Annotated in this window: 21 protein-coding genes and 1 pseudogene; 7 read left to right on the top strand and 15 right to left on the bottom strand. The window is 70.3% G+C overall.

Features of this window, described 5'->3' with window-relative positions:
* Positions 1-168: 168 nt before the first annotated feature.
* Entirely contained in the window at positions 169-1,971 is a 1,803-nt protein-coding gene (locus tag E1218_RS27535; RefSeq protein WP_132325354.1) for a DEAD/DEAH box helicase, read from the bottom strand.
* Between the two features lie 139 nt (positions 1,972-2,110).
* Here E1218_RS27535 and E1218_RS27530 point away from each other — a divergent pair, with 139 nt between their 5' ends.
* Entirely contained in the window at positions 2,111-2,380 is a 270-nt protein-coding gene (locus tag E1218_RS27530) for a DUF3039 domain-containing protein (RefSeq protein ID WP_132325351.1), read from the top strand.
* A gap of 56 nt (positions 2,381-2,436) precedes the next feature.
* Here E1218_RS27530 and E1218_RS27525 read toward each other — a convergent pair whose 3' ends face one another.
* From E1218_RS27525 to E1218_RS27515, 3 genes are all read right to left on the bottom strand, one after another.
* The gene (locus E1218_RS27525) at positions 2,437-2,994 is read right to left on the bottom strand and encodes a YqgE/AlgH family protein (protein ID WP_132325348.1); all 558 of its coding nucleotides are present in this window, start codon (positions 2,992-2,994) and stop codon (positions 2,437-2,439) included.
* Positions 2,995-3,001: 7 nt separating this feature from the next.
* Complete coding sequence (locus tag E1218_RS27520) at positions 3,002-3,379, bottom strand: VanZ family protein (protein WP_132325345.1); 378 nt, start codon at positions 3,377-3,379, stop codon at positions 3,002-3,004.
* A 106-nt stretch (positions 3,380-3,485) separates the two neighbouring features.
* Positions 3,486-4,913: an NAD-dependent malic enzyme gene (locus E1218_RS27515; protein ID WP_132325342.1), complete on the bottom strand. Its 1,428-nt coding sequence runs from the start codon at positions 4,911-4,913 to the stop codon at positions 3,486-3,488.
* A gap of 212 nt (positions 4,914-5,125) precedes the next feature.
* Here E1218_RS27515 and E1218_RS27510 point away from each other — a divergent pair, with 212 nt between their 5' ends.
* Positions 5,126-6,130: a LacI family DNA-binding transcriptional regulator gene (locus E1218_RS27510; protein WP_132325340.1), complete on the top strand. Its 1,005-nt coding sequence runs from the start codon at positions 5,126-5,128 to the stop codon at positions 6,128-6,130.
* Positions 6,131-6,213: 83 nt separating this feature from the next.
* Here E1218_RS27510 and E1218_RS27505 read toward each other — a convergent pair whose 3' ends face one another.
* From E1218_RS27505 to E1218_RS27475, 7 genes are all read right to left on the bottom strand, one after another.
* Positions 6,214-7,221 carry a substrate-binding domain-containing protein gene (locus E1218_RS27505; RefSeq protein WP_132325337.1) on the bottom strand — a complete coding sequence of 336 codons (1,008 nt, stop codon included), beginning with the start codon at positions 7,219-7,221 and terminating at the stop codon, positions 6,214-6,216.
* Between the two features lie 13 nt (positions 7,222-7,234).
* Positions 7,235-8,260 (bottom strand): ABC transporter permease, encoded by a 1,026-nt coding sequence (locus tag E1218_RS27500; RefSeq protein ID WP_132325334.1) that lies wholly within the window; start codon positions 8,258-8,260, stop codon positions 7,235-7,237.
* Positions 8,257-9,813, bottom strand: coding sequence for a sugar ABC transporter ATP-binding protein (locus E1218_RS27495; RefSeq protein WP_132325331.1), 1,557 nt, complete (start codon positions 9,811-9,813; stop codon positions 8,257-8,259). The genes E1218_RS27500 and E1218_RS27495 overlap by 4 nt, the downstream gene beginning before the upstream one ends.
* A 229-nt stretch (positions 9,814-10,042) precedes the next feature.
* Positions 10,043-10,528, bottom strand: a complete 486-nt coding sequence (locus E1218_RS27490; protein ID WP_165949442.1) for an ABC transporter substrate-binding protein — start codon at positions 10,526-10,528, stop codon at positions 10,043-10,045.
* Positions 10,529-10,581: 53 nt separating this feature from the next.
* Positions 10,582-11,730 (bottom strand): CaiB/BaiF CoA transferase family protein, encoded by a 1,149-nt coding sequence (locus E1218_RS27485; RefSeq protein WP_132325325.1) that lies wholly within the window; start codon positions 11,728-11,730, stop codon positions 10,582-10,584.
* Between the two features lie 46 nt (positions 11,731-11,776).
* Complete coding sequence (locus E1218_RS27480) at positions 11,777-12,736, bottom strand: alpha/beta fold hydrolase (RefSeq protein WP_233712505.1); 960 nt, start codon at positions 12,734-12,736, stop codon at positions 11,777-11,779.
* A complete protein-coding gene (locus E1218_RS27475) occupies positions 12,733-14,556 on the bottom strand; it encodes a hypothetical protein (protein ID WP_132325322.1) in 1,824 nt (607 codons plus the stop codon). Before E1218_RS27475 ends, E1218_RS27480 begins: the two co-directional genes overlap by 4 nt.
* Before the next feature lie 84 nt (positions 14,557-14,640).
* Here E1218_RS27475 and E1218_RS27470 point away from each other — a divergent pair, with 84 nt between their 5' ends.
* The 3 genes from E1218_RS27470 to E1218_RS27460 all read left to right on the top strand — a co-directional run bounded on the left by E1218_RS27470 (position 14,641) and on the right by E1218_RS27460 (position 17,259).
* Complete coding sequence (locus E1218_RS27470; RefSeq protein WP_233712504.1) at positions 14,641-15,390, top strand: MerR family transcriptional regulator; 750 nt, start codon at positions 14,641-14,643, stop codon at positions 15,388-15,390.
* A gap of 223 nt (positions 15,391-15,613) precedes the next feature.
* Positions 15,614-16,267 carry a CBS domain-containing protein gene (locus E1218_RS27465; protein ID WP_132325316.1) on the top strand — a complete coding sequence of 218 codons (654 nt, stop codon included), beginning with the start codon at positions 15,614-15,616 and terminating at the stop codon, positions 16,265-16,267.
* Between the two features lie 134 nt (positions 16,268-16,401).
* Positions 16,402-17,259, top strand: coding sequence for a dihydrodipicolinate synthase family protein (locus E1218_RS27460; protein WP_132325313.1), 858 nt, complete (start codon positions 16,402-16,404; stop codon positions 17,257-17,259).
* Here the strand turns inward: E1218_RS27460 and E1218_RS27455 are convergent.
* The 3 genes from E1218_RS27455 to E1218_RS27445 all read right to left on the bottom strand — a co-directional run bounded on the left by E1218_RS27455 (position 17,249) and on the right by E1218_RS27445 (position 18,219).
* Positions 17,249-17,500 carry a hypothetical protein gene (locus E1218_RS27455; RefSeq protein WP_132325311.1) on the bottom strand — a complete coding sequence of 84 codons (252 nt, stop codon included), beginning with the start codon at positions 17,498-17,500 and terminating at the stop codon, positions 17,249-17,251. The genes E1218_RS27460 and E1218_RS27455 overlap by 11 nt on opposite strands.
* Positions 17,501-17,704: 204 nt before the next feature.
* A complete protein-coding gene (locus E1218_RS27450) occupies positions 17,705-17,950 on the bottom strand; it encodes a hypothetical protein (protein WP_233712503.1) in 246 nt (81 codons plus the stop codon).
* Positions 17,947-18,219: a hypothetical protein gene (locus E1218_RS27445; protein ID WP_132325308.1), complete on the bottom strand. Its 273-nt coding sequence runs from the start codon at positions 18,217-18,219 to the stop codon at positions 17,947-17,949. Before E1218_RS27445 ends, E1218_RS27450 begins: the two co-directional genes overlap by 4 nt.
* Before the next feature lie 391 nt (positions 18,220-18,610).
* Here E1218_RS27445 and E1218_RS27440 point away from each other — a divergent pair, with 391 nt between their 5' ends.
* Both E1218_RS27440 and E1218_RS27435 read left to right on the top strand, forming a co-directional pair.
* Positions 18,611-18,829 (top strand): hypothetical protein, encoded by a 219-nt coding sequence (locus E1218_RS27440; protein WP_132325305.1) that lies wholly within the window; start codon positions 18,611-18,613, stop codon positions 18,827-18,829.
* Positions 18,830-18,849: 20 nt separating this feature from the next.
* Positions 18,850-19,110 carry a hypothetical protein gene (locus E1218_RS27435; protein WP_132325302.1) on the top strand — a complete coding sequence of 87 codons (261 nt, stop codon included), beginning with the start codon at positions 18,850-18,852 and terminating at the stop codon, positions 19,108-19,110.
* On the opposite strand, the pseudogene E1218_RS27430 reads toward E1218_RS27435, so the two are convergent.
* Positions 19,088-19,942: pseudogene (locus E1218_RS27430) on the bottom strand (hypothetical protein); the annotation flags it as partial. The gene E1218_RS27435 and the pseudogene E1218_RS27430 overlap by 23 nt on opposite strands.

Here is a 19,942-nt window from a genome sequence, read left to right as displayed (position 1 = left end):
GGCGGGGGCGGGCGCCGCACCGTCAAGAGGTTCGACTAAAATTTCGTGATTCTGCTGATTTCTTGCGGGGCGGTAGTCAAAGGTTGCAGGCCGCTGTCGGGGTCGTCAACACCTCGACGCGTGCGAAACACCCACCCCGGGCTGCCGGGTGGGGCGTTCGGTGTCAGGTCAGGCGCGGCGCTGTGCGGCCCAGTCGCGGATCAGCTCGATGCGTTCCTTGAGCTGGATCGAGGACGCATGCGCGGCGGCAGGCCCGCCGAGCTTGCGTCGCAGGTCGTTGTGGATGACGCCGTGCGGCTGGCCGGTGCGATGGTGCCAGGCGGCGACCAGGCCGTTGAGCTCGCGGCGCAGGAGCGCGATCTGCTCGTGCGTGGCCAGCTCGGTGGGCGTCGGGTCCTCGCGGTCGGAGGCGTTCGAGCGCTGCGACTTCTTCTGGGCGGCCAGCGACTTCTGCTGGCGTTTGTGCAGCAGCTCGCGCACCTGGTCGGGCTCCAGCAGGCCGGGGAGACCGAGGAAGTCGAGCTCCTCGTCCGACGCGTTCTCGCCGCCGGTGCCGTAGTCGCCACCGTCGAAGACCACCCGGTCGAAGCTCGCGTCCGAGCCGAGCGCCTCGAAGTTCCCCTCGAGCTCGTCGCTGGCGCCTTCGGTCTGGTTCGCCTGCTTGATCAGGTCGTCCTCGAGCGCGAAGATGTCGCCGTCCTCGCTCGAGTTCTTCCGGCCGAGCACGTGATCGCGCTCCACCTCCATCTCGGCCGCGAAGCCCAGCAGCCGGGTCACCGACGGGACGAACACCGAGGCCGTCTCACCGCGCTTGCGAGCCCGGACGAACCGGCCGACCGCCTGGGCGAAGAACAGCGGCGTCGACGTCGGCGTCGCGTACACCCCGACCGCGAGCCGCGGCACGTCCACGCCCTCGCTCACCATCCGGACCGCGACCATCCAGCGCGAGTCGCTCTCGGAGAACTTCGCGATCTTCTTGCTGGCCGCCTTCTCGTCGGACAGCACCACGGTCGGCGCCTCCCCGGTCAGCTCGCGCAGGGTTTTCGCATACGCGCGGGCGGTGTTCTGGTCGCCGGAGATGACCAGGGCACCGGCGTCCGGCATGTGCCGGCGGACCTCGGTCAGGCGCTTGTCCGCGGCCGCGAGCACGGCCGGCATCCACTCGCCGGCCGGGTCCAGCGCCGTCCGCAGGGCCTGGGCGGTCATGTCCTTGGTCAACGGCTCACCGAGCCGCGCGGCCACCTCGTCCCCCGCCTTGGTGCGCCAACGCATCTCACCGGAGTACGACATGAAGATCACCGGGCGTACGACGTGGTCGCGCAGCGCGTGACCGTAGCCGTAGGTGTAGTCCGCCTTGCTCCGGGCGACGCCGTCGTGGCCTTCCTCGTAGGTCACGAACGGGATCGGGTTGTCGTCGCTGCGGAACGGCGTACCGGTCAGGCAGAGCCGGCGGGCGGCGGGCTCGAAGGCCTCGCGGACGCCCTCCCCCCAGCTCAGCGCGTCGCCGCCGTGGTGCACCTCGTCCAGGATGACCAGGGTCTTGAACCGCTCGGTCCGGACCCGGAAGGCCAGCGGGTTCACCGCGACCCCGGCGTAGGTGACCGCAACGCCCTGGAAGTCCTTGTTCGTCTTCCCGCGCCGGCCGGCGAACGCCGGGTCGATGGCGATCCCGGCGCGGTCGGCCGCCTCGGCCCACTGGACCTTGAGGTGCTCGGTCGGCGTCACCACGGTGACCCGCTCGATCAGCCGCCGCTGCAGCAGCTCGGCCGCGACCGTCAGCGCGAAGGTGGTCTTACCGGCTCCCGGTGTCGCCACCGCGAGGAAGTCTCTGGGCTGCTGGTCGAGATAGAGCTTGAGTGCCTCCGCCTGCCAGGCTCGCAGCTTGCTCGCGGTACCCCACGCAGCGCGGTCCGGGTAGGCCGGAGGAAGCACGGCTGGTGGTGCTGGCGCGTGCGAATCCACGGACGGCATACTCCCCCGATAGTCGACTGTCGGCCGTGCAGGAACGTTACCTGACATCAGGGACAACTGCTGACCGGCAGGTCGGGGTACGACCGGTCTGTGGAGAAAGTTCCGTGATCGGTTGGTGTCTCGGCCTACACTCTGGGACATGAGTACTCAGCTGACCCCTGGGGCCGAGACCGTTGTCGACGAGCGGACGCAGCCGGCACCGGCAGAGCCCGGCGATCACGAGCGGTTCTCGCACTACGTGCCGAAGGACAAGCTGACTGAGGCCATGGTGATGGGCACACCGGTGGTCGCGCTGTGCGGCAAGGTGTGGGTGCCGAGCCGCGACCCGCAGCGGTTCCCGGTCTGCCCGGAGTGCAAGGAGATCTGGGACTCGCTGAACCCGGGCGACGACGGCGGCGACGAGGAGTAGGTCGTGTCTGCTGATCCCGCGCAGTAGGCGGGGGATCAGCAGACACTAGGCCCGCGTCAGTTCTGGCTCGGATCGTCGGGGTACGTCGCCAGGTAGGCCATCTGGTCGTTCTGGCGGCGCAGCACCCGGCGCCAGAGCGTGTCCGGGTGCAGGCTGAACACGTCGTCGGGCTCGGACTCGACCACGTACCAGGCACCCTCGGTGATCTCGCCCTCGAGCTGCCCGCTGGACCAGCCGGCGTACCCGGCGAAGATCCGCATCCGCTGGATCGCCCCCTCCAGCAGGGCCGGCGGTACGTCGAGGTCGATCAGCCCGATCCGGCCGAAGCACTCGCGCCAGCCCGGCGGGTCGGCCGACTCGATCACCTCGGCGACCGCGAGCGCACTGTCGGTGCCGACCGGGCCGCCCATGAAGAGCACCCCGGGCTCGTTCACGCTGGTCGACCAGTCCGGGAGCACCCGGTCGACGGCCAGGTCGGCCGCGCGGTTCACCACCACCCCGAGGGCACCGTCGTCGTCGTGGTCGAGCAGCAGGATCACCGAGCGGCGGAAGGGCGGCTCGTCGAGCAGCGGTGTCGCCACCAACAGCGAACCGGTCAGGGTCGAGGCCGTCATGCTCCCATCATGTCGTACGACGGAGCACGCGGTAGGCCGGCCAAGTACCGACGACCACCCCGGCCAGGTCCGCGAGGACGTCGAACGGGTCCCCGTCGCGCTGTGGCAGCACGTAGTACTGGACCAGTTCGCTCACGATCGCGTTCGCGACCAGTGCCCCGAGCAACCACCGGGCCGGGATCCCGACCATCAGCCCGAGGAACGCGACCGCCGCGAACAGGAACAGGTGCGCGACCTTGTCGATCTGCGGGACCCCGACGTGCGGACCGGTCTCCCGTGGCGCGTAGACGCCGTACAGCTGCAGCAGGCAGGCCGCGACGAACGCGATCCGCCAGGCCCAGACCTTGACGGTCGAGGTTGATTCCCTGGTATCGGGGACGGTCATGGAGCCTCCCGGCCTGCAGTGGGGAGCACAGGGAGCGAAGCGACCGGAGTGACGAGGAAAGGCCCGGGCCCGAGGCCCGATGACCACGCCGGCGCCGGAAGCACCGTCACGCCGGGGTGTCGTCCGGGTAGGTCTCGTGGGCCGGCGCCTTGCCGCCCGTGGCGTCCCGGACGGCGTGCGCCACCATCGTGTGCACCTCCGGGTGGAACACGCTCGGCACGATGTACGTCGCGTTCAGCTCGTCGTCGGTGACGACCCCGGCCAGCGCCTTCGCGGCGGCCAGCTCCATCTCGATCGACACCTTCGACGACTGCGCGTCCAGCAGACCGCGGAAGACGCCGGGGAAGACCAGCACGTTGTTGATCTGGTTCGGGAAGTCGCTCCGGCCGGTGGCCACCACGGCCGCGTGCTCACCCGCCTCCGCGGGGTCGACCTCCGGCACCGGGTTGGCCAGCGCGAACACGATCGCGTCCTCGTTCATGGTGGCGATGTCCGCACCGGTGAGGATGTTCGGCGCCGACACCCCGATGAACACGTCCGCCCCGGCCAGCGCACCCTTCAGGTCGCCGCTGTACTTCGCCGCGTTGGTGTTCTCCGCGATCCAGCGCAACTCCGGTGACAGGCCGTCGCGCTCCGGGTGGATCACGCCGCCGATGTCGGCGACACAGGTGTCCTTGACCCCGGCCGCGAGCAGCAGCTTCAGGATCGCCGTCCCGGCCGCGCCGGCACCGGAGAGCACCACCCGCACGTTGCTGATGTCCTTGCCGACCACCCGCAGGGCGTTGTACAGCGCGCCGAGAACGACGACCGCCGTCCCGTGCTGGTCGTCGTGGAAGACCGGGATGTCGAGCTCCTCGCGCAGCTTGGCCTCGATCTCGAAGCAGCGCGGCGCGGAGATGTCCTCCAGGTTGATACCGGCGAACCCGGGGGCGATCGCCTGCACGATCTGGACGATCTCGTCCGGGTCCTGGGTGTCCAGGCACAGCGGCCAGGCGTCGATGCCGGCGAACCGTTTGAAGAGCGCCGCCTTGCCCTCCATCACCGGCAGCGCGGCCTTCGGGCCGATGTTGCCGAGACCGAGGACGGCCGAGCCGTCGGTGACGACCGCGACGCTGTTGCGCTTGATCGTCAGCCGGCGGGCGTCGTCGGGGTTGGCCGCGATCGCCAGGCAGACCCGCGCGACACCCGGCGTGTAGATCATCGACAGGTCGTCGCGGTTGCGGATCGGGTGCTTGGCCTCCATCGAGATCTTGCCGCCGAGGTGCATCAGGAACGTCCGGTCCGAGACCCGGCCGATCTCGACGCCGGGGACGGCGCGCATCGCCTCGACCAGACGGCCGGCGTGCTCGGTGTCGGCCGCGGCGCAGGTGACGTCGATCCGCAGCCGCTCGTGGCCGGACGCGGTCACGTCGAGCGCGGTGACCAGACCGCCGGCCTGCTCGACCGCGGTCGTCAGCTTGCTCACCGTCGAGCCGCCCGCGGGCACCTCGAGGCGAACGGTGATGGAGTACGAAACACTCGGCAAGGCAGTCACGCGGGTGATCCTCTCACGCCACTGGTAGAGCTCCGAAGGTTGTGTTCGTAAAGAACATGCCTGGAGGCTCCGCGCAGTCGCGAGCAGGTGCTCGGCGCTGTGCCCGCCGAGCGCCGCGCAGCACGCGCGGAGCCTGCAGGGATGTGCCGGCACCGCAGATCGTTGGGTAATCCATTACCCGGTCGCTACTGTGTCGGCAGGAAGGAGGCGCGGTGGCGACGATCAGTGACGTGGCGGCGCGGGCCGGGGTGTCCACGGCGACTGTCTCCCGGGCGCTGAACGGGAAGTCGACCGTCGACCGGGACCTCGTCGCCCGGGTCCGGAAGGCCGCCGTGGAGCTCGGCTACCAGCCGAACGGCCCGGCGCGAAACCTGCGCCGCCAGGAGGCCGCCGTGGTCGCGCTGATCATCTCCGACGTGGAGAACCCGTTCTTCACCGCGATCGCCCGCGGCGTCGAGGACGTCGCCCACGAGGTCGGCTACTCGGTCGTCCTGTGCAACTCCGACGAGAGCGCAGAGAAGGAGAACCGCTACATCGACATCGCCATCCAGGAGCGGGTCGCCGGCGTGATCCTGTCCCCCAGTGGTACGACGACCAGCGTGGCCAAGTTGGCGACCCGGGGTACGGCGTACGTCGCGGTGGACCGTCCGCTGCCCGGACATGACAGCGACGTCGTCCTGGTCGACACCCGCCTGGCGGCTCGGCAGGCGACCGCGCATCTAGTTGCTCAAGGCTACGACCGGATCGGGTGCATCACCGGGCCCAGCGGCGTACGCACGGCGGACGACCGGCTGGCCGGCTACCGCGACGCGCTCAGGTCGGCCAAGCGCCGTACCCCGAAGCTGGTACGGCGGACCGAGTACAAGGCGGCCGGGGCGCATCGGGCCGCGCTGGACCTCCTGTCCCAGGCAGAGCCGCCTGACGCGCTCCTGATCGCGAACAGCGCGATGGCCGTGGGGGTGCTGCAGGCCTTGCAGGAGCTGGAGATCCGGCCGGGACGCGATGTGGGGCTGGTCGCGTTCGACGACGCGCCGTGGGCCGAGCTGGTCGACCCTCCACTGTCCGTGGTGGCACAACCGGCGTACGAGATCGGTGCGGTGGCGGCGCGGCTGCTGCTGGCGAGGATCGCCGACAGCAGCCGCCCGCCGACGACCACGACCCTTGGGGCACGGTTGCTGGAACGAGCCAGCTCCAGGGGACCGGAGGACAGGAGGTAGTCGGGCGACCGGCAGCGCCCTCAGCGTGCACCCTGCTGATTGCCGCCGCGGATCGCCGACACCTCCTGTCGTCCGGCACCACCTCAAGTGGCAGGGTTCTCCTCGGCGTAGATCTTGGCCGCGTTCGAGGCGTCGATCAGGCGGGTGGGGAGGATCTGCGACTTGTCGATGGTCCCGCAGTCGACCAGGATCCTCTTCGCGGCGGCAATCGCTTCCTTGCCGTTCGTCGGGTAGGTGAAGGTGGCGCTCAGCCGGCCCTGCTCGACCGCCTTGATCCCGCCGGAGGGGATCGGCAGCGCGTCGATGCCGAGGAACTTCATCTCCTTCTCCCGGCCGACCGCCTTCGCGGCCAGGTACGCCCCCTCGGCCATCGGGTCGTTGTGCGCGTACACCACGTCGATCTTCGGGTTGCCCTTCAGCAGCGCGTCCATCTGCGCCTGGCCCTTCTCCCGCAGCCAGTCGCCGCTGGCCTCGGCGACGATCGTGATCTTCGGGTTCGCCTTGATCGCGTCCACGAAGCCCTGGTGCCGCTCGGCCTGCGGCGTCGCACCGGCCAGACCCTTCAGCTCGACGACGTTGCCGCCCTGCGGCAGCAGCTTCTCCGCGACGTACTTGCCCGCCTCGGAGCCGATCTGGACGTTGTCGCCGCCGATGAAGCCGGTGTAGGCGTCACCCTCGACCTTGCGGTCAAGCACGATCACCGGAATGCCCTTGTCGTACGCCTTCTTCACCACCGCGGTCAGCGGCTTGGCCTCGTTCGGGCTGATGATCAGCAGGTCGATCTGCTGGGTGATGTAGTTCTCCACGTCCGCGACCTGCTTGGCGTTGTCCTGCGCAGCGTCGGCGAACTTCACGTCGAACTGCGGCACCTCCTTGGCGGCCGCCCGGATGTCGTCGTCCATCCGCTGCCGGTACGGCTCGGCTACGTTCGCCTGGCTCATCCCGATCGTGTACTTGCCGTCGGCACCTTCGCAGGCCTTGGACTCGCCGGCCGCCGGCGTGTCCGAGGTCCGTTCGCTGGTCGTGCCACAGCCGGCGAGCACGAGCGCGGCCACGGCCGCCGCGGCCAGGGGAATCTTGAGAGAACGCATCGGGGAACCTTCCTCACGTGGCGGGACGGAGTCGCTGCAGCGCGGCCGCGGCAACGATCACGAGTCCCTTGATCAGGAGCTGGATGTTGGAGTCGATGTTGTTCAGGGCAAGAATGTTGTTCAGGACGCCGAGCAGCAGCGCGCCGGCCACGGTCCCGGCGACCGAACCCCGGCCGCCCATCAGGCTGGTCCCGCCGATCACCACGGCGGCGATGGCGTCCAGCTCGTAGCCGATGCCGTCGTTGGGGCTGCCCTGGTTCAGCTGGACCGCGTGCACGATGCCGGCCAGTGCGGCGAGCAGCCCGCAGATCGCGAAGACCGCGATCTTCACCCGGACCACCGGTACGCCGGACAGCCGGGCCGCCTTCTCGTTGCCGCCGACGGCGTACAGGTGCCGGGAGAACGCGCTGACCCGCAGGAACACCACGGCCGCGATCGCGACCACCGCGAAGATCAGCACCGGGATCGGGACCAGGCCGCCGAAGGTGCGTTCGCCGAGGATCGCGAACGACTCCGGGGCCTCGTTCGGCCCGTCGCCGTACGAGATCGCGACGCCCTGCCCGCCGGACCAGATCCGGGCCAGGCCACGGGCGATCTGCAGTCCGGCCAGGGTGACGATGAACGACTGGATGCCGATCATCGCGGTCGCGACCCCCTGCAGCGCGCCGAAGACCAGGCCGATCACGAGCACCAGCAGGACCGACGGCAGGAAACCCCAGTCGCTCTCGACCATGAGGACGGCGGAGCCGACCGCGGCCAGGCCGAGCACCGCCCCGACCGACAGGTCGATCCCGCCGATCAGGATCACGAACGTCATCCCGACCGCGATGATGCCGATCTCGGACACCGCCCGGACCACGTTCGCCAGGTTGTCCGCGCTGATGAACAGGATCTCCCCGTCCTTGCGCGGCGAGAAGATGATCGCCGCGACGAACACCGCCAGCAGCCCGAACACACTCTGGAACCGGAACAGCGTGGCGACCACGCTGCCCGCCGACCTCTCCACCTGGGTGGCGGGCTTGTCCTGCACGTCGGTCACTGGGCTCCTCCGACCTCTTCGAACACTGCGCCTTCTCCCATCGCGGCCGCTAGCAGGTCCCCCTCGCCGGAGTCCGCCGTACTGAACGACGCGACGTCGCGCCCGTCGCGCAGGACGACGACCCGGTCGCAGACGCCGATCAGTTCCGGCAGCTCGGACGAGGCGAGCAGGACGCCGAGGCCCTGGCCGGCGAGCTCGCCGAGCAGCCGGTAGATCTCGGCCTTGGCGCCGACGTCGACGCCACGGGTGGGCTCGTCGAGCAGCAGCAGCTTCGGCTCCGTCAGCAGCATCCGGCCGAACACGACCTTCTGCTGGTTGCCGCCGGACAGCGTGCCGACGTCGTCCTGCAGCCGGCCGAATTTCAGTCGCAGCCGATCCGCCATCCGGACGGACGCGGCGCGTTCCATCCGCCGTGCGATCACCCCCAGCCGTCCGTACGACGGGAGGCTGGAGACGACCGTGTTGGCGAGGATCGAGTGGAACAGCACGAGCCCGGACGCCCGGCGGTCCTCGGGGACGAACCCGATGCCGTGCGCCAGCGCCTGCCGGGGCCGCCGTGGGCGGATCTCCTTGCCCTGCAGGAGGATCCGGCCGGTCACGGTGCCGGCGGGCGCGACGCCGTACAGCGTCTCCAGCAGCTCGGTGCGGCCGGCGCCGAGCAGGCCGGCGAGGCCGACGATCTCGCCGGAGCGGACGGTCAGCGAGATGCCCTCGGGATCGCGCCGGCCGGGGCGCGGCCGGCGGGCCTTCAGGGCGAGGTTGTCGACCCGGAGGAGCTCGTCGCCGGTGTCCGCGTCCGGGGTGGTGAACATGGTCTGCACCGGGCGGCCGACCATCGCCTCGACCACCTCGGCCGTGCTCAGCCGGCGGGGGTCGAAGCTGGTGACGATCCGGCCGTTGCGCAGCACGGTCGCGCGGTCGGCGACCTGGGCGATCTCCTCCATCCGGTGCGAGATGTAGACGATGCCGACCCCGGACCGGCGCAGTTCGCGGATGACGTCGAACAGCCGCTCGACCTCGGAAGTGGTCAGCGCGGACGTCGGCTCGTCCATCACCAGGACGCGGGCATCGAGCGAGATCGCCTTCGCGATCGTGACGAGTTGCTGCTCGCCGACCCTGAGCTCACCGACCGGACGCCTCGGGTCGAGCCGGACGCCGCTGCGTTCGAGGAGCGCTCCGGCCTCCCGCTCCATCCGGCGGCGGTCGACGGTCTTCAGCTTCGTGCGCAACTCGCGGCCGAGGAAGATGTTGTCCGCGACGGACAGGCCGGGAACCAGGTCGAGCTCCTGGTGGATCATCGCGATCCCGGCGGCCTGGGCGTCGGTCGGACCGCCGAAGTGGACCGGTGCGCCGTTGATCTCGATCGTGCCGTCGTAGTCGGTCACGTCACCGGACAGGATTCTCATCAACGTGCTCTTGCCGGCGCCGTTCTCCCCGAGCAACGCGTGCACCTCGCCCGCGCCCAGGCTGAAGTCGACGTCCCGGCACGCGCGCACCCCGCCGTACCGCTTCCCGATCCCGGACATCCGCACCAGGCCGGCGCCCTCGGCCATAACACCTCCGCACCCGAGTAATCGATTTCCCGGACGCTAGACCGCTGCCCGCCGACCCGTCAACCCCTCACCACCAAGCCACCCACAACCGTGACCAACTCCCCCAATCCCCAACGCACCGGCCACCTCCCGGGGGTCTGAACAACAACTGGGGACCTCGAACAGTGAATAACCTGTTCAAGGTCCCCAGTCGGGGTGCACGCTCGCCGGAGAGAAGCGGCTGGGGACGTCAGCTGCCGGAGACGGTGACCTTGGTGAAGAGGAGCAGCTTGTCGAGGGCCGGGTTGCAGTAGCCGTTCTGCTTGGCGGAGCAGACGTAGAGCCGGGCGAGGGTGTAGTCGGCATCGCCGGTGCCGGTGACGTCGGTCTGCAGGTTCATGTCCCAGTCGAGCTTGCCGAAGTCCTCCAGCCACTGGGCGCGTTCCTTCTCCAGCGGTTTCACGGTGACGCCGATCTTGGCCCAGTCCGAGATCATCGCCTGCGCCAGCGCCCGGATGTTCGGACCGCCTTCCAGCGGCCACTGCATCGACGTACTGAACCCGTTCGGGTACCCCGCCTCGGTCAGCAACTGCTTCGCCTTCGCCTGGTCGTACGTGTACGGCGTGAGCTTCGGCGCACCGATCACCCCTTGCGCGAGCGGCGCCTGCGCGACCGTGGCCAGGTCACCGGGTACGACGGCTGTCGACCTGCTGCTGCAGCGACTCCGCAGCAGCACGTCCGAGCGGCCGCGGAAGACGCTGATCCGCCCGGAACTGGTCGTCCGGGCCTCTACTCTGAGTCCAGCCAGGCTCTGACCGACTCGTTGTGCTCGCCCAGTCTCGGCGGAGCCAGGTTCGTCTCGCGGGCACCGGCGTACGGCTGGTCGTCGAAGCGCAGCGGCGGGCCGGGCAGCTGGATCGTGCCGAGCGTCGGGTGCTCAACGTCGATCAGCAGGCCCTGGGACACCGTCTGCTCCCACTCGTAGACCTGCTGGAAATCGCGGACCTTCCCGGCCGGAATCCCCTTGTCCGCAAGCCTTTCCAGCCACACGTCCGCCGGCTCCGCGGCGAAGGCCGCCTCGATCGCGGCGGTCAGCTCGGCGCGGTGCGCGACCCGGGACGCGTTGCGCGCGAAGCGTTCGTCGGCCGGATCCAGCCCGACGATCGGCGCGAACGTCCGCCACTGCCCTTCGCTCCCGACCGCGACCTGGACGATGTCGTCCTTGGTCCGGTACAGCCCGTACGGCGCGATCTGCGCATGGTGGTTGCCGACGCGCTCGGGCAACTCCCCCGCGACCGTCCACTTCGTGCCGTGGAACGCGTGCACGCCGACCACCGACGCCAGCAGACTCGTCCGGACGACGCGTCCCCGGCCGGTGACCGATCGCTCGTGCAGGGCGGCCAGCGCACCGTAGGCGCCGTACATCCCGGCGAGCAGATCCGCGATCGGTACGCCGACCTTCGTCGGCTCGACCGCGCCGGTGATGCTCATCAGGCCGCCCTCGCCCTGGGCGATCTGGTCGTACCCGGCCCGTCCGCCGTCCGGTCCGTCGTGCCCGAAGCCGGTGATGGACACGATCACCAGCGCGGGATTGAGCTCGTGCAACCGCTCGGGGGAGAACCCGAGCCGGTCGAGAACGCCGGGCCGGAAGTTCTCGATCAGCACGTCGGCCCGGCGGACCAGCTTGGTCAGGAACTCCTTGCCGTCGGCCGATTTCAGGTCGGCGGTGACGGACTCCTTGTTCCGGTTCGCCGACAGGTAGTACGTCGACTCGCCGTCGACGAACGGCGGCCCCCAGCCCCGGCTGTCGTCGCCGCCCTCGGGGGCCTCCACCTTGATCACCCGCGCGCCGAGGTCGCCCAGCATCATCGCGGCATGCGGCCCGGCCAGCGCCCTCGTCAGGTCGACGACCACCACGTCCGACAGCAGATTCTGCACCCGGCCACCCTAGGCGAGCCGCACCGGCCTGGCAGTGACGCAGCTATCAGCGACGGACCCTGCGGGCCAGTGACGCGAGGCGGTGGGTGACGTCCCGCGGGCGTTCCTGCATGAGCATGTGACCGGCCCCCGGGTACATCCAGAGGCGGGCGGTCGGCAGCTCGGCCGCCATCCGGTTGGCGTGCCGCGGGGGCAGCAGCCGGTCGCGGGTGCCGTGCATGATCTCGACCGGGAGCTGGTCGAGGACCTTCAGCGCGTGGCCGCGGTCGTGCTGCAGGATGGCCTCGAAGAAGCCGCCGTACGACGGACCGGGGACGACCGCGAGATCCTCGAGGAAGAGGTCCACCTCGGCCGGATCCACCTTCTTCCCGAACACCATCTGGCGGAGCGCGGGCCGCTGCAGCCGGGCGGCCGCGACCTCGAGCGCGCGCCGGCTGCTGACCACGCGACGCGTCGTGAGCCCGGCGCGCCGGGCCCGGCGCTCGATCCGTGCGCCCACCAGGTTCACCGCCCGCGGGGCGAGCGCGACCGCTGCCGGGTCGAACCGTGAAGGAATCCCGAACGCCCCCGAGCTGGCCTGCCCGGACGTCGTACTGACCAGGGCCGCGGCGGCGATCCGGGGACCGAACAGCTCCGGGCGCTCGTCCGCGAGCGCCATCAACGTCATCCCGCCCATCGAGTGACCGGCGTACACGACCGGCCCGTCGCCGACGACCGTGTCCAGCACGGTGACCAGGTCGTCCGCCAGTTGCTGGAGCCGTTGCGACCCCGGCGGACCGGCATCCGACCGGCCGTGGCCGCGGTGGTCGTAGGTGACGACGCGGACGGCGTCCGGCCCGAGGGTCCGCGGCAGCGCCTCGACCTGGTGGTGCCACGACCGGGTGGAGCAGGTCCAGCCGTGCACCAGCAGCACGGTCACCGGAGCGTCGTCCGGCCCGACGGTTTCCACGTTCAGGCGTACGCCGTCGGTGGTGGTCACCTCCGGCCGTGCCGCCTGGATCGTCACGCAATCTCCCGTTCCCGGTCGCCGGCCCCCAGGTGGGCGGCCCGCAGGCGGCCACCGCGGGCGCCGCGCCCGACCAGCCAGGCGATCCCGGCGAGCTCCAGCAGACCGACCACGCCGAGCAGGGCGTAGCCGCCGTTCCACATCCATCGTGGCACGTCGGTCCGTTCCTCGCGCCGCAGCACCTGCTGCTCGTCGACGAAGCCGACCGTCTGCCCGTCCGACACCTGCACGGCCGGCTTCCCGATCCCGGCGTCCTCCGGGGCGTACACCCACATCGACACCAGGTCCCGCTGACCCTGGTGCAACCGGATCATCGACTTCCACCTGCCGTACATCGGCAACGGGTCCGCCGACCGGTACGTGCCTCCGGCAACCTTCTCCATCCGGTGGGTGAGGAACCCTCCGCCCTGCCAGGCCATCGCCTCGAACCAGCGTGCCTCCTCGGCCGCGTCGCCCGGCTGGAGCTTCACCGTCACGTACGCCGTCGGCTCGGCTCCCGTGGCCACGCGCTCCAGCGACACCGCCGCGGACACGCCCGGATCGGCCGACCGCGGTACGCAGAAGAACACCGTCCCGAGCACGACGGCCGACCCGACGGCGCCGAGTTGGTGCGTACGCCGGACGGCCACCGGACGCGCGTTCCGGATCCCGGTCGCCCGCTCGTCGCCGGCGACCTCGGCGTACCGGGTGGCCAGCCAGGCGCCGACGAGGCCGGCGCCGATCCCGGCCACCACGCCGTACCCGAGGGCCGCCGGGAGGATGGACGCCGGCCACGGGATCGGCATCCAGACCTGACTCCAGGCGTACTCCGCGACCACGCCGACGGTGCCGATCAGTGCACCGGCGATCGCGCCGAGCCGGAAGCGGCTCGTGGTGCCGAGGGCGAAGGCGACCGCCTCGACCAGGACAGCCTCGACGACCAGCAGCGGGAAGTGGCCGAGGATGCCACCCAGTGGCTGGTCCACCGCCCAGGCGATTCCGCCGCGGATGACCAGGTAGACGGCCAGCGCGGCGAAGGTCGTGCCCGGGCCGCGACGGGCGCGCAGGACCGTGAAGCCGAGCGTGGCGCCGAACGCGATCAGGATCGGGTGCAGGATCAGCGGGAACTGCGGCACGCCGTAGTCGAACTCGGTGCTGAACAGGTCCCAGGCGATCAGCAAGGCGCCGACGGCAACGATCTCCTGGAACAGCCGGCGCTTGTTCAAGCCGAGGAGCTGCTCCACCTCGGCGAGCGCCAGCAGGCGGGCGAAGATCGAGAACACCACTCCGCCGATCATCAGCAGGTGGGTCGGGCCCCAGAGCGTGATGTCCTCGCCGAACATCCGGTGCCAGACGTCGTCCAGCGGGAAGCCGACGAGGGCGAAGGTGCCGCAGAGGGTGACCAGGGCGGCGCTGCACGGGATCCGCCAGCCTTTGGTGAGCTTGACGGTGCGGGCCGGCAGCGGCTTGCCGGCGAGGGCGATCGGCAGCACGCCGGACACGATCACCCCGAGGATGCCGAAGAAGATCGGGTAGTGCGCCGGGGTGCCGAACGGACCGGTGTCGCGGCCGCGGGCGATGTGCACCGCAATGTCCCACCAGACGCCGAACGCGCAGGCGAGCAGCGAGATCGCGTGCAGGTAGGGCGTCAGCGCGGCCCATCGGGGGACTCCGTCCAGTCTCCCGATGGTGTCCGTAAGCCGTCCTACCAGCGTGACCCGGCCGGTGCGTTCTCGCCACAGGAGCACGGCGAGTGCGACGTACAGGAGGCCGACGAGACCGGTGACGATCGCGATCTGGTCGAACGTCGCCGTACCGGTGGTCGCCAACGGGATCGCCATCGCCGGGTGCTCCTTCACATCAGTTATGCACCATCATTGATGTTACATCCTTTATGTAACGTGGAGTCTGGAACACTGTCAAGCGTGGAAGCACGCGATGAGGAGCTCACCGTCGACCAGCTCGCCGCCAAGGTGGGCATGACGGTCCGCAACGTGCGGGCGTACGCCGGCCGCGGCCTGATCCCGCCGCCCCGGCTGGTCGGCCGGACCGGGTACTACGGCACCGACCACGTCGCCCGGCTCACGCTGGTCCGCGAGCTGCTCGGCAAGGGGTACACGCTGGCCGCGGTCGAGCGGATGATGAGTGAACTGCCCGACGGCGCGCTGGCGCTCGGCGTCTTCGAGACCCTGGTGAACCCGTGGACGCCGGCCGAGCCGGAGATCCTGGACGAGTACCAGCTGGCCGAGCGGGCCGGCGTACCGCACGACCCGGCGGTGATCGACCGGCTGGTCGAGCTCGGCATCGCCGAACGGCAGGACGACGGGCGGCTGCGGATCCCGAACCCGGACCTGCTCCGGACCGGCCTCGAGGTGATCAAGCTCGGGGTCCCGATGCAGGCCATCTTCGAGATGCTGCCGAAGCTGTTCGCCCAGGCCGACGCGGTCGCGAAGACGTACGTCGAGCTCTTCCGCAGCACGGTCTGGCGCGAGTTCGCCGACGCCGGGCTGCCGGCCGAGGGCTGGCCGGAGATCCAGCGCACCCTGGAGAACATCATCCCGCTGGCCGGCCAGGCCCTGGTCGCCGCCTTCCGGGAGGCGATGGCCCGCGAGATCGAGGTCGTCGCCTACGAGGAACTGGGCCTCGACCCGAAAGCCCTGCCGTCCACCGGCTGAGTCGGACGAAGTCGGCGCGCGTGCGGCCAGGGCGGCGCCGATGGGACTCGGAGGAGTGAGCCGGCGTACTCAGGTGACAGTTGCCCGGCGAGGTGGCGCAGGCTCGTCTACGTCCCGGAAAGTCGTTCTCGTCTCCGCTGTCGAACCCCGGCGGCCCGGGCCGGAAGACCCTGATGCGCGGGACCGTCCGGGAGTACGCTCGAAGTGCTGAGGGTGTGGCGGTATGGGGGAACTTCGGGTCGCAGAGGTGATGAATCGCACCGTGGCCGCGGTGCGGCGGGAGACCGCGTTCAAGGACGTAGTCTGTGCCCTGCTGGCGGCCGAGGCGGGTGCGGTGCCGGTGGTGGACGACGACGGCCGGCCGATCGGGACCGTGGCGGGCGCGGCGCTGCTGACCAAGCTCGAGTTCCACGGCGGCACCGACGCGAGGCCGATCCGCAGCGGGGCCGCGCGGGTGCGGTGGCACCAGTCGTCCGCCCGGACCGCGGGTGACCTGATGGCCGGCCCGCCCGAGTCGGTGTACGGCGACCTGACGATCGGACGTGCCGCGGCCCGGCTGGCCGAGTCGTCACAACCGCTGCTGTGCGTGGTCGGCCCGGCGATGCGGCTGGTCGGCGTCCTCACGCCGTCCGACTTGCTCGGCGTCTACCAGCGCTCCGACGGCAGTCTCGCGGCCGAGATCCGGGCCTTGGTCGACCGGCCGCCCGACACCGTCACCGTGCACGTCCACCACGGCGTCGTCACCCTCGCCGGCTCGCTCACGTTCCGCAGCCGCACCGAGCACGCCACGTACGCCGTCACCCACGTCCCCGGCGTGGTTGCTGTCCACAACAACCTCACCTACGACCTCGACGACCTCGCCATCACCGGCTTCTGACCACCCGGTCGCGAACGGTACTGGCGATCTCGCCCGACCGGTCGCTCGTCGGCGCGATCGCGGACCGGTCGATCCCTCGCGGGATGCAATCGATTGCACTATGGTGATGCCTGACCGAGGTCAGGAGAGTTGCCATGATCGCTGCCGCGTTGACGACGCCGTTCGGCCCGGACGAGGAGGTCGACCTCGGCGGCGTCCGTGCCCTGGTCGAGCACGTGATCGGCGCGGGCGTCCCGGCGGTGTTCGTCGCCGGGACCAATGGCGAGTTCCCGGCGCTGGACGACGGTGAGCGGCTGGACGTGATCTCGACGGCGCTCGAGACGGCCGGGCCGTCCCGGGTGATCGCTCACGTCGGCGCCGCGACGACGCGGCAGGCCGTCCGGCTGACGGCCGAGGCTCGGCGGCGTGGCGCCGAGCGGCTTGCGGTGATCACGCCGTACTTCGTCCCCGCGGGTCCTCAGCGGCTGGTCGAGCACTTCGAGCGCTGCGCGGCGGCTGCGGACGGCGCGGCGGTCCACGTGTACGTGTTCACTGCCCTCGCTGGCACCGTCGTACCACCGGCTCTGCTGAGCGAACTCGCGGAGATCGAAGGTGTCGTCGGGGTGAAGGTGAGCGGCGCCGGGGCGGACGCCGTCCGCGCGTACGCCGAAGCCGTCCCCGCGGGCTTCGACATCTGGTCGGGCAACGACGGGGAACTCCCCGAGGTGCTGGCTGCGGGCGGGTCCGGCATCGTCTCCGGTAACGCCGGTGCGCTGCCAAGCCTGTTCGCGCGAGTTCTCGCCGGGTACGACGCTCAACCGAGCGTCCGGTCGGCGGTCGACACGGTCCACGGCAGCATCGCCAACCTCAAGTACCTGCTGGACCTGCAGGGACTCCCGGGCGGTCGCTGCCGGATGGCGATCGATCCGCCCGGCACGCGTCACCGCGCGGCCTTGGCCGACCTGCTCAAGCGGGCCGATCTGCTCGACGGGACCGATCTGCTCAACCGGTAGGCGTGCGGCCGCGGTTGCGGAACACCAGGAAGCTTCCGCCGGCCACCAGCACGACCACGACGGCCACACCGATCACGACCCACGTGGCACCGCGGTAGTCGCTGGGGTCTTCGTCCTGGGCACCCCGGGGGTTCGCGTTCGGCGACGCGGTCGAGCCGAGTGTCGGCGACGGCGACGGGTCAGCAGCCTGCGCACCCGTCGGCGCCAGCATCAGCGCGAGCCCGAGCAACACAGCGCCCAACAGCGAGAAACCTTTGGCTCTCATGTCTGCCCGGTGCCCGCACCGGCACCAGGCAAAACCGGCCGGCCCGGCCGCGCGCTCGGCAGACGGACTTCTGTCGGCCTTCGAACCGCACGGTCGGCGGCGCGTGCGTTCGAGGCTTTTCATGCCCTCTTGCCGCTCACCGCTCAGCCATCGCGACGTCGGACATCCTTCCCGAACCGACTACTTGGCGAGCCAGACGTCCGGGGAGGCAATGTGGTCCGCGGGCAGGTAGTCGGTGATCTCGCGCTCGCCGTCGTCGTACTGGACGAGGCCGAACCAGCCGTCCGGCCCGCTCTCCCGGGCGATCAGCCAGCCTCGACGCCAACCCGAGTCGGTCAGCAGGATCACGTGCCCGGGCAGCGGCAGCCGGCGAAGGACCCCCTCGTCATGCGCCCGTTGCGACCGCACCTGCTCGGTCCCGGTCACGACACCAGCCTCCGCCGCAGCCGAAGCTCGTCGCGGATCACAGCCGGCACGGGCAGCCCGTACTCCTCCAACGCGCCGGCGTACGCGCCGAGCGATGCGGTCAGGCGACCGGCGTTGCGGCGGACGTTGTCGCCCGGACGAGGAGTGCATCGGGTCAGCTGGTCGGCTGCGCGGGCGGTGAGCACCTCGGCGTACAGGCACGAGAGGTCGTGGTCCGCGGACGAGCGGCGCCGGACGCTCGGGAGTCCGGAAAGTGGCTGGATGGTCATGGGCATCGCCCCCATCGACTGCCGGTTCCCGACAGACCGCCTGGAGTGCCATCGTTCCGGAGTACCGCCAGCCTACTCCCTCGACGAAGCCGGGGCAGCGACCTAAGGACCCTCAGTCGGCGCTCAGCAATCCCCTACCGGCGGCTAGGGGCCGGATGGGTAGGCAGATCGGTAATTCTCCGCATGTGCCCGCGCCCCGGAGTTGGGATGTTGGTCCTACGAAACCACCACTCCAGGCAGGACCGGAACGATGAGCCGACAGATCCAGCTTCGCCGCAGACCACTGCGTACCCGCCGCACCACGAAGACCATCGAGCTTCGTACGCCGTCAGGCCGTCCGCTGCCGTTTTGACGCCGGCCATCCGCCCAGTCCCCCGAGAAATGCACGACCATGAACCTCAGATTGCACGTCCACCGCGCCTTCACCGGCGGCTGGTGCGCCGACATCGACGACGACAACGATCGTCAGCCCGACGACCCGTACTGGTGCGTCGACCAGTGGCCGACCCTGGATGACGCGATCACCGCGGGCTGCGCTCAGCTCGCCGAGTTCGCCAGCGCCCAGCACCTGTACCGGGTGAGCGAGCAGTACGTTCTCCAGGCCGCCTGACCAGTACGTTCCCTGGCCGCTTGAGTGACGTCTGCACCGCGGCGCCGGGCACTATGGTCAGCGCGCTCTCAGACTCCGGCGCCTTCCTCGGACCGCTACTGCGGATGGGCAGGTCGCCCAGGTCGGCGTCCCAGTCGTCGTACGCGTCGTTCGGCAGGATCGCCTCGTTGCGGCGGGCGATGCGGACGAAGGCGACGATCAGCAGGATCGGCCCGAGCACCATCGCGGTCTCGGGGATCCCACCCAGGTGCAGCACGATCATTGCGCCGTCACCAACGTGATCCCGCCGGCAGTGAACGCGACCATCGCGGCCATCATCGGGTACTGCGCCCGCCGCAACTGCCGGCGGCGGAACAGTTCGGCAGCGCGATCGTGCGCGGACACGACCCCGAGTACGTGTCCGAGCACGATCGCACCGATCTGGATTCCCGCGATCACCCCGGACCCGAGGAACCCGTAGTCGATCCGTGCCCCGTTGGTGCCGAGCAGGTCCCATCCGCGCGCGAGCGGGTCGCTCGCCAGCAGCACACCCTCCTGCCCCTGGAACATCGCGAACGAGAAGTAGTGAGCCACCGCGTACCCGATGGCGATCGGCACCAGCGAGTGCACGAACGCTCCCGGCAGCCCGGCGCTACCGACCGCTCCGGGACGCACCCGCGCGGCCACGGTCGTCCGGGCCGCGACGACGAAGAGCACCGAGACAATCGCAACCGCCGTGATCAGACCGAGCGTGTGTACGACGATGTGCTGCGTCGTACCGAGTCCGCCGGTGAGCTGCGTCCACGCCGTCCAGCGGGAGATCCCGTCGAAGGCCGTGGACCCGAGCAACAAGCACAACAGACCGACGATGCCGGGCTCCTGCGGCATGGTCGCCAGCCCGGCCAGCGGATTCCGCACCGCCAGTCGCCCGTCGGCGCCGCGTCCCAACGGACTCAGCCGCGCAAGCACCTCGGCGTACACCTCGAAACTGTCCCCGCCCCGGAACCAGCCCGGCCCGAAAACGATGCCTGCAGCAACATTCACCACCGCGTACACAGTCACGAAGATCGCAACAACCAGCGGCTCCGACCCCGCCGGACAGGCCAGCTCCAGCCACGAGAACCCGGCCATGCC

It is taken from the genome of Kribbella turkmenica (genome assembly GCF_004348725.1).
Taxonomy (GTDB): Bacteria; Actinomycetota; Actinomycetes; order Propionibacteriales; family Kribbellaceae; genus Kribbella; species Kribbella turkmenica.
Note: the sequence above shows the minus strand (reverse complement) of the source record. Positions and strands in the feature narration are given on the sequence as shown.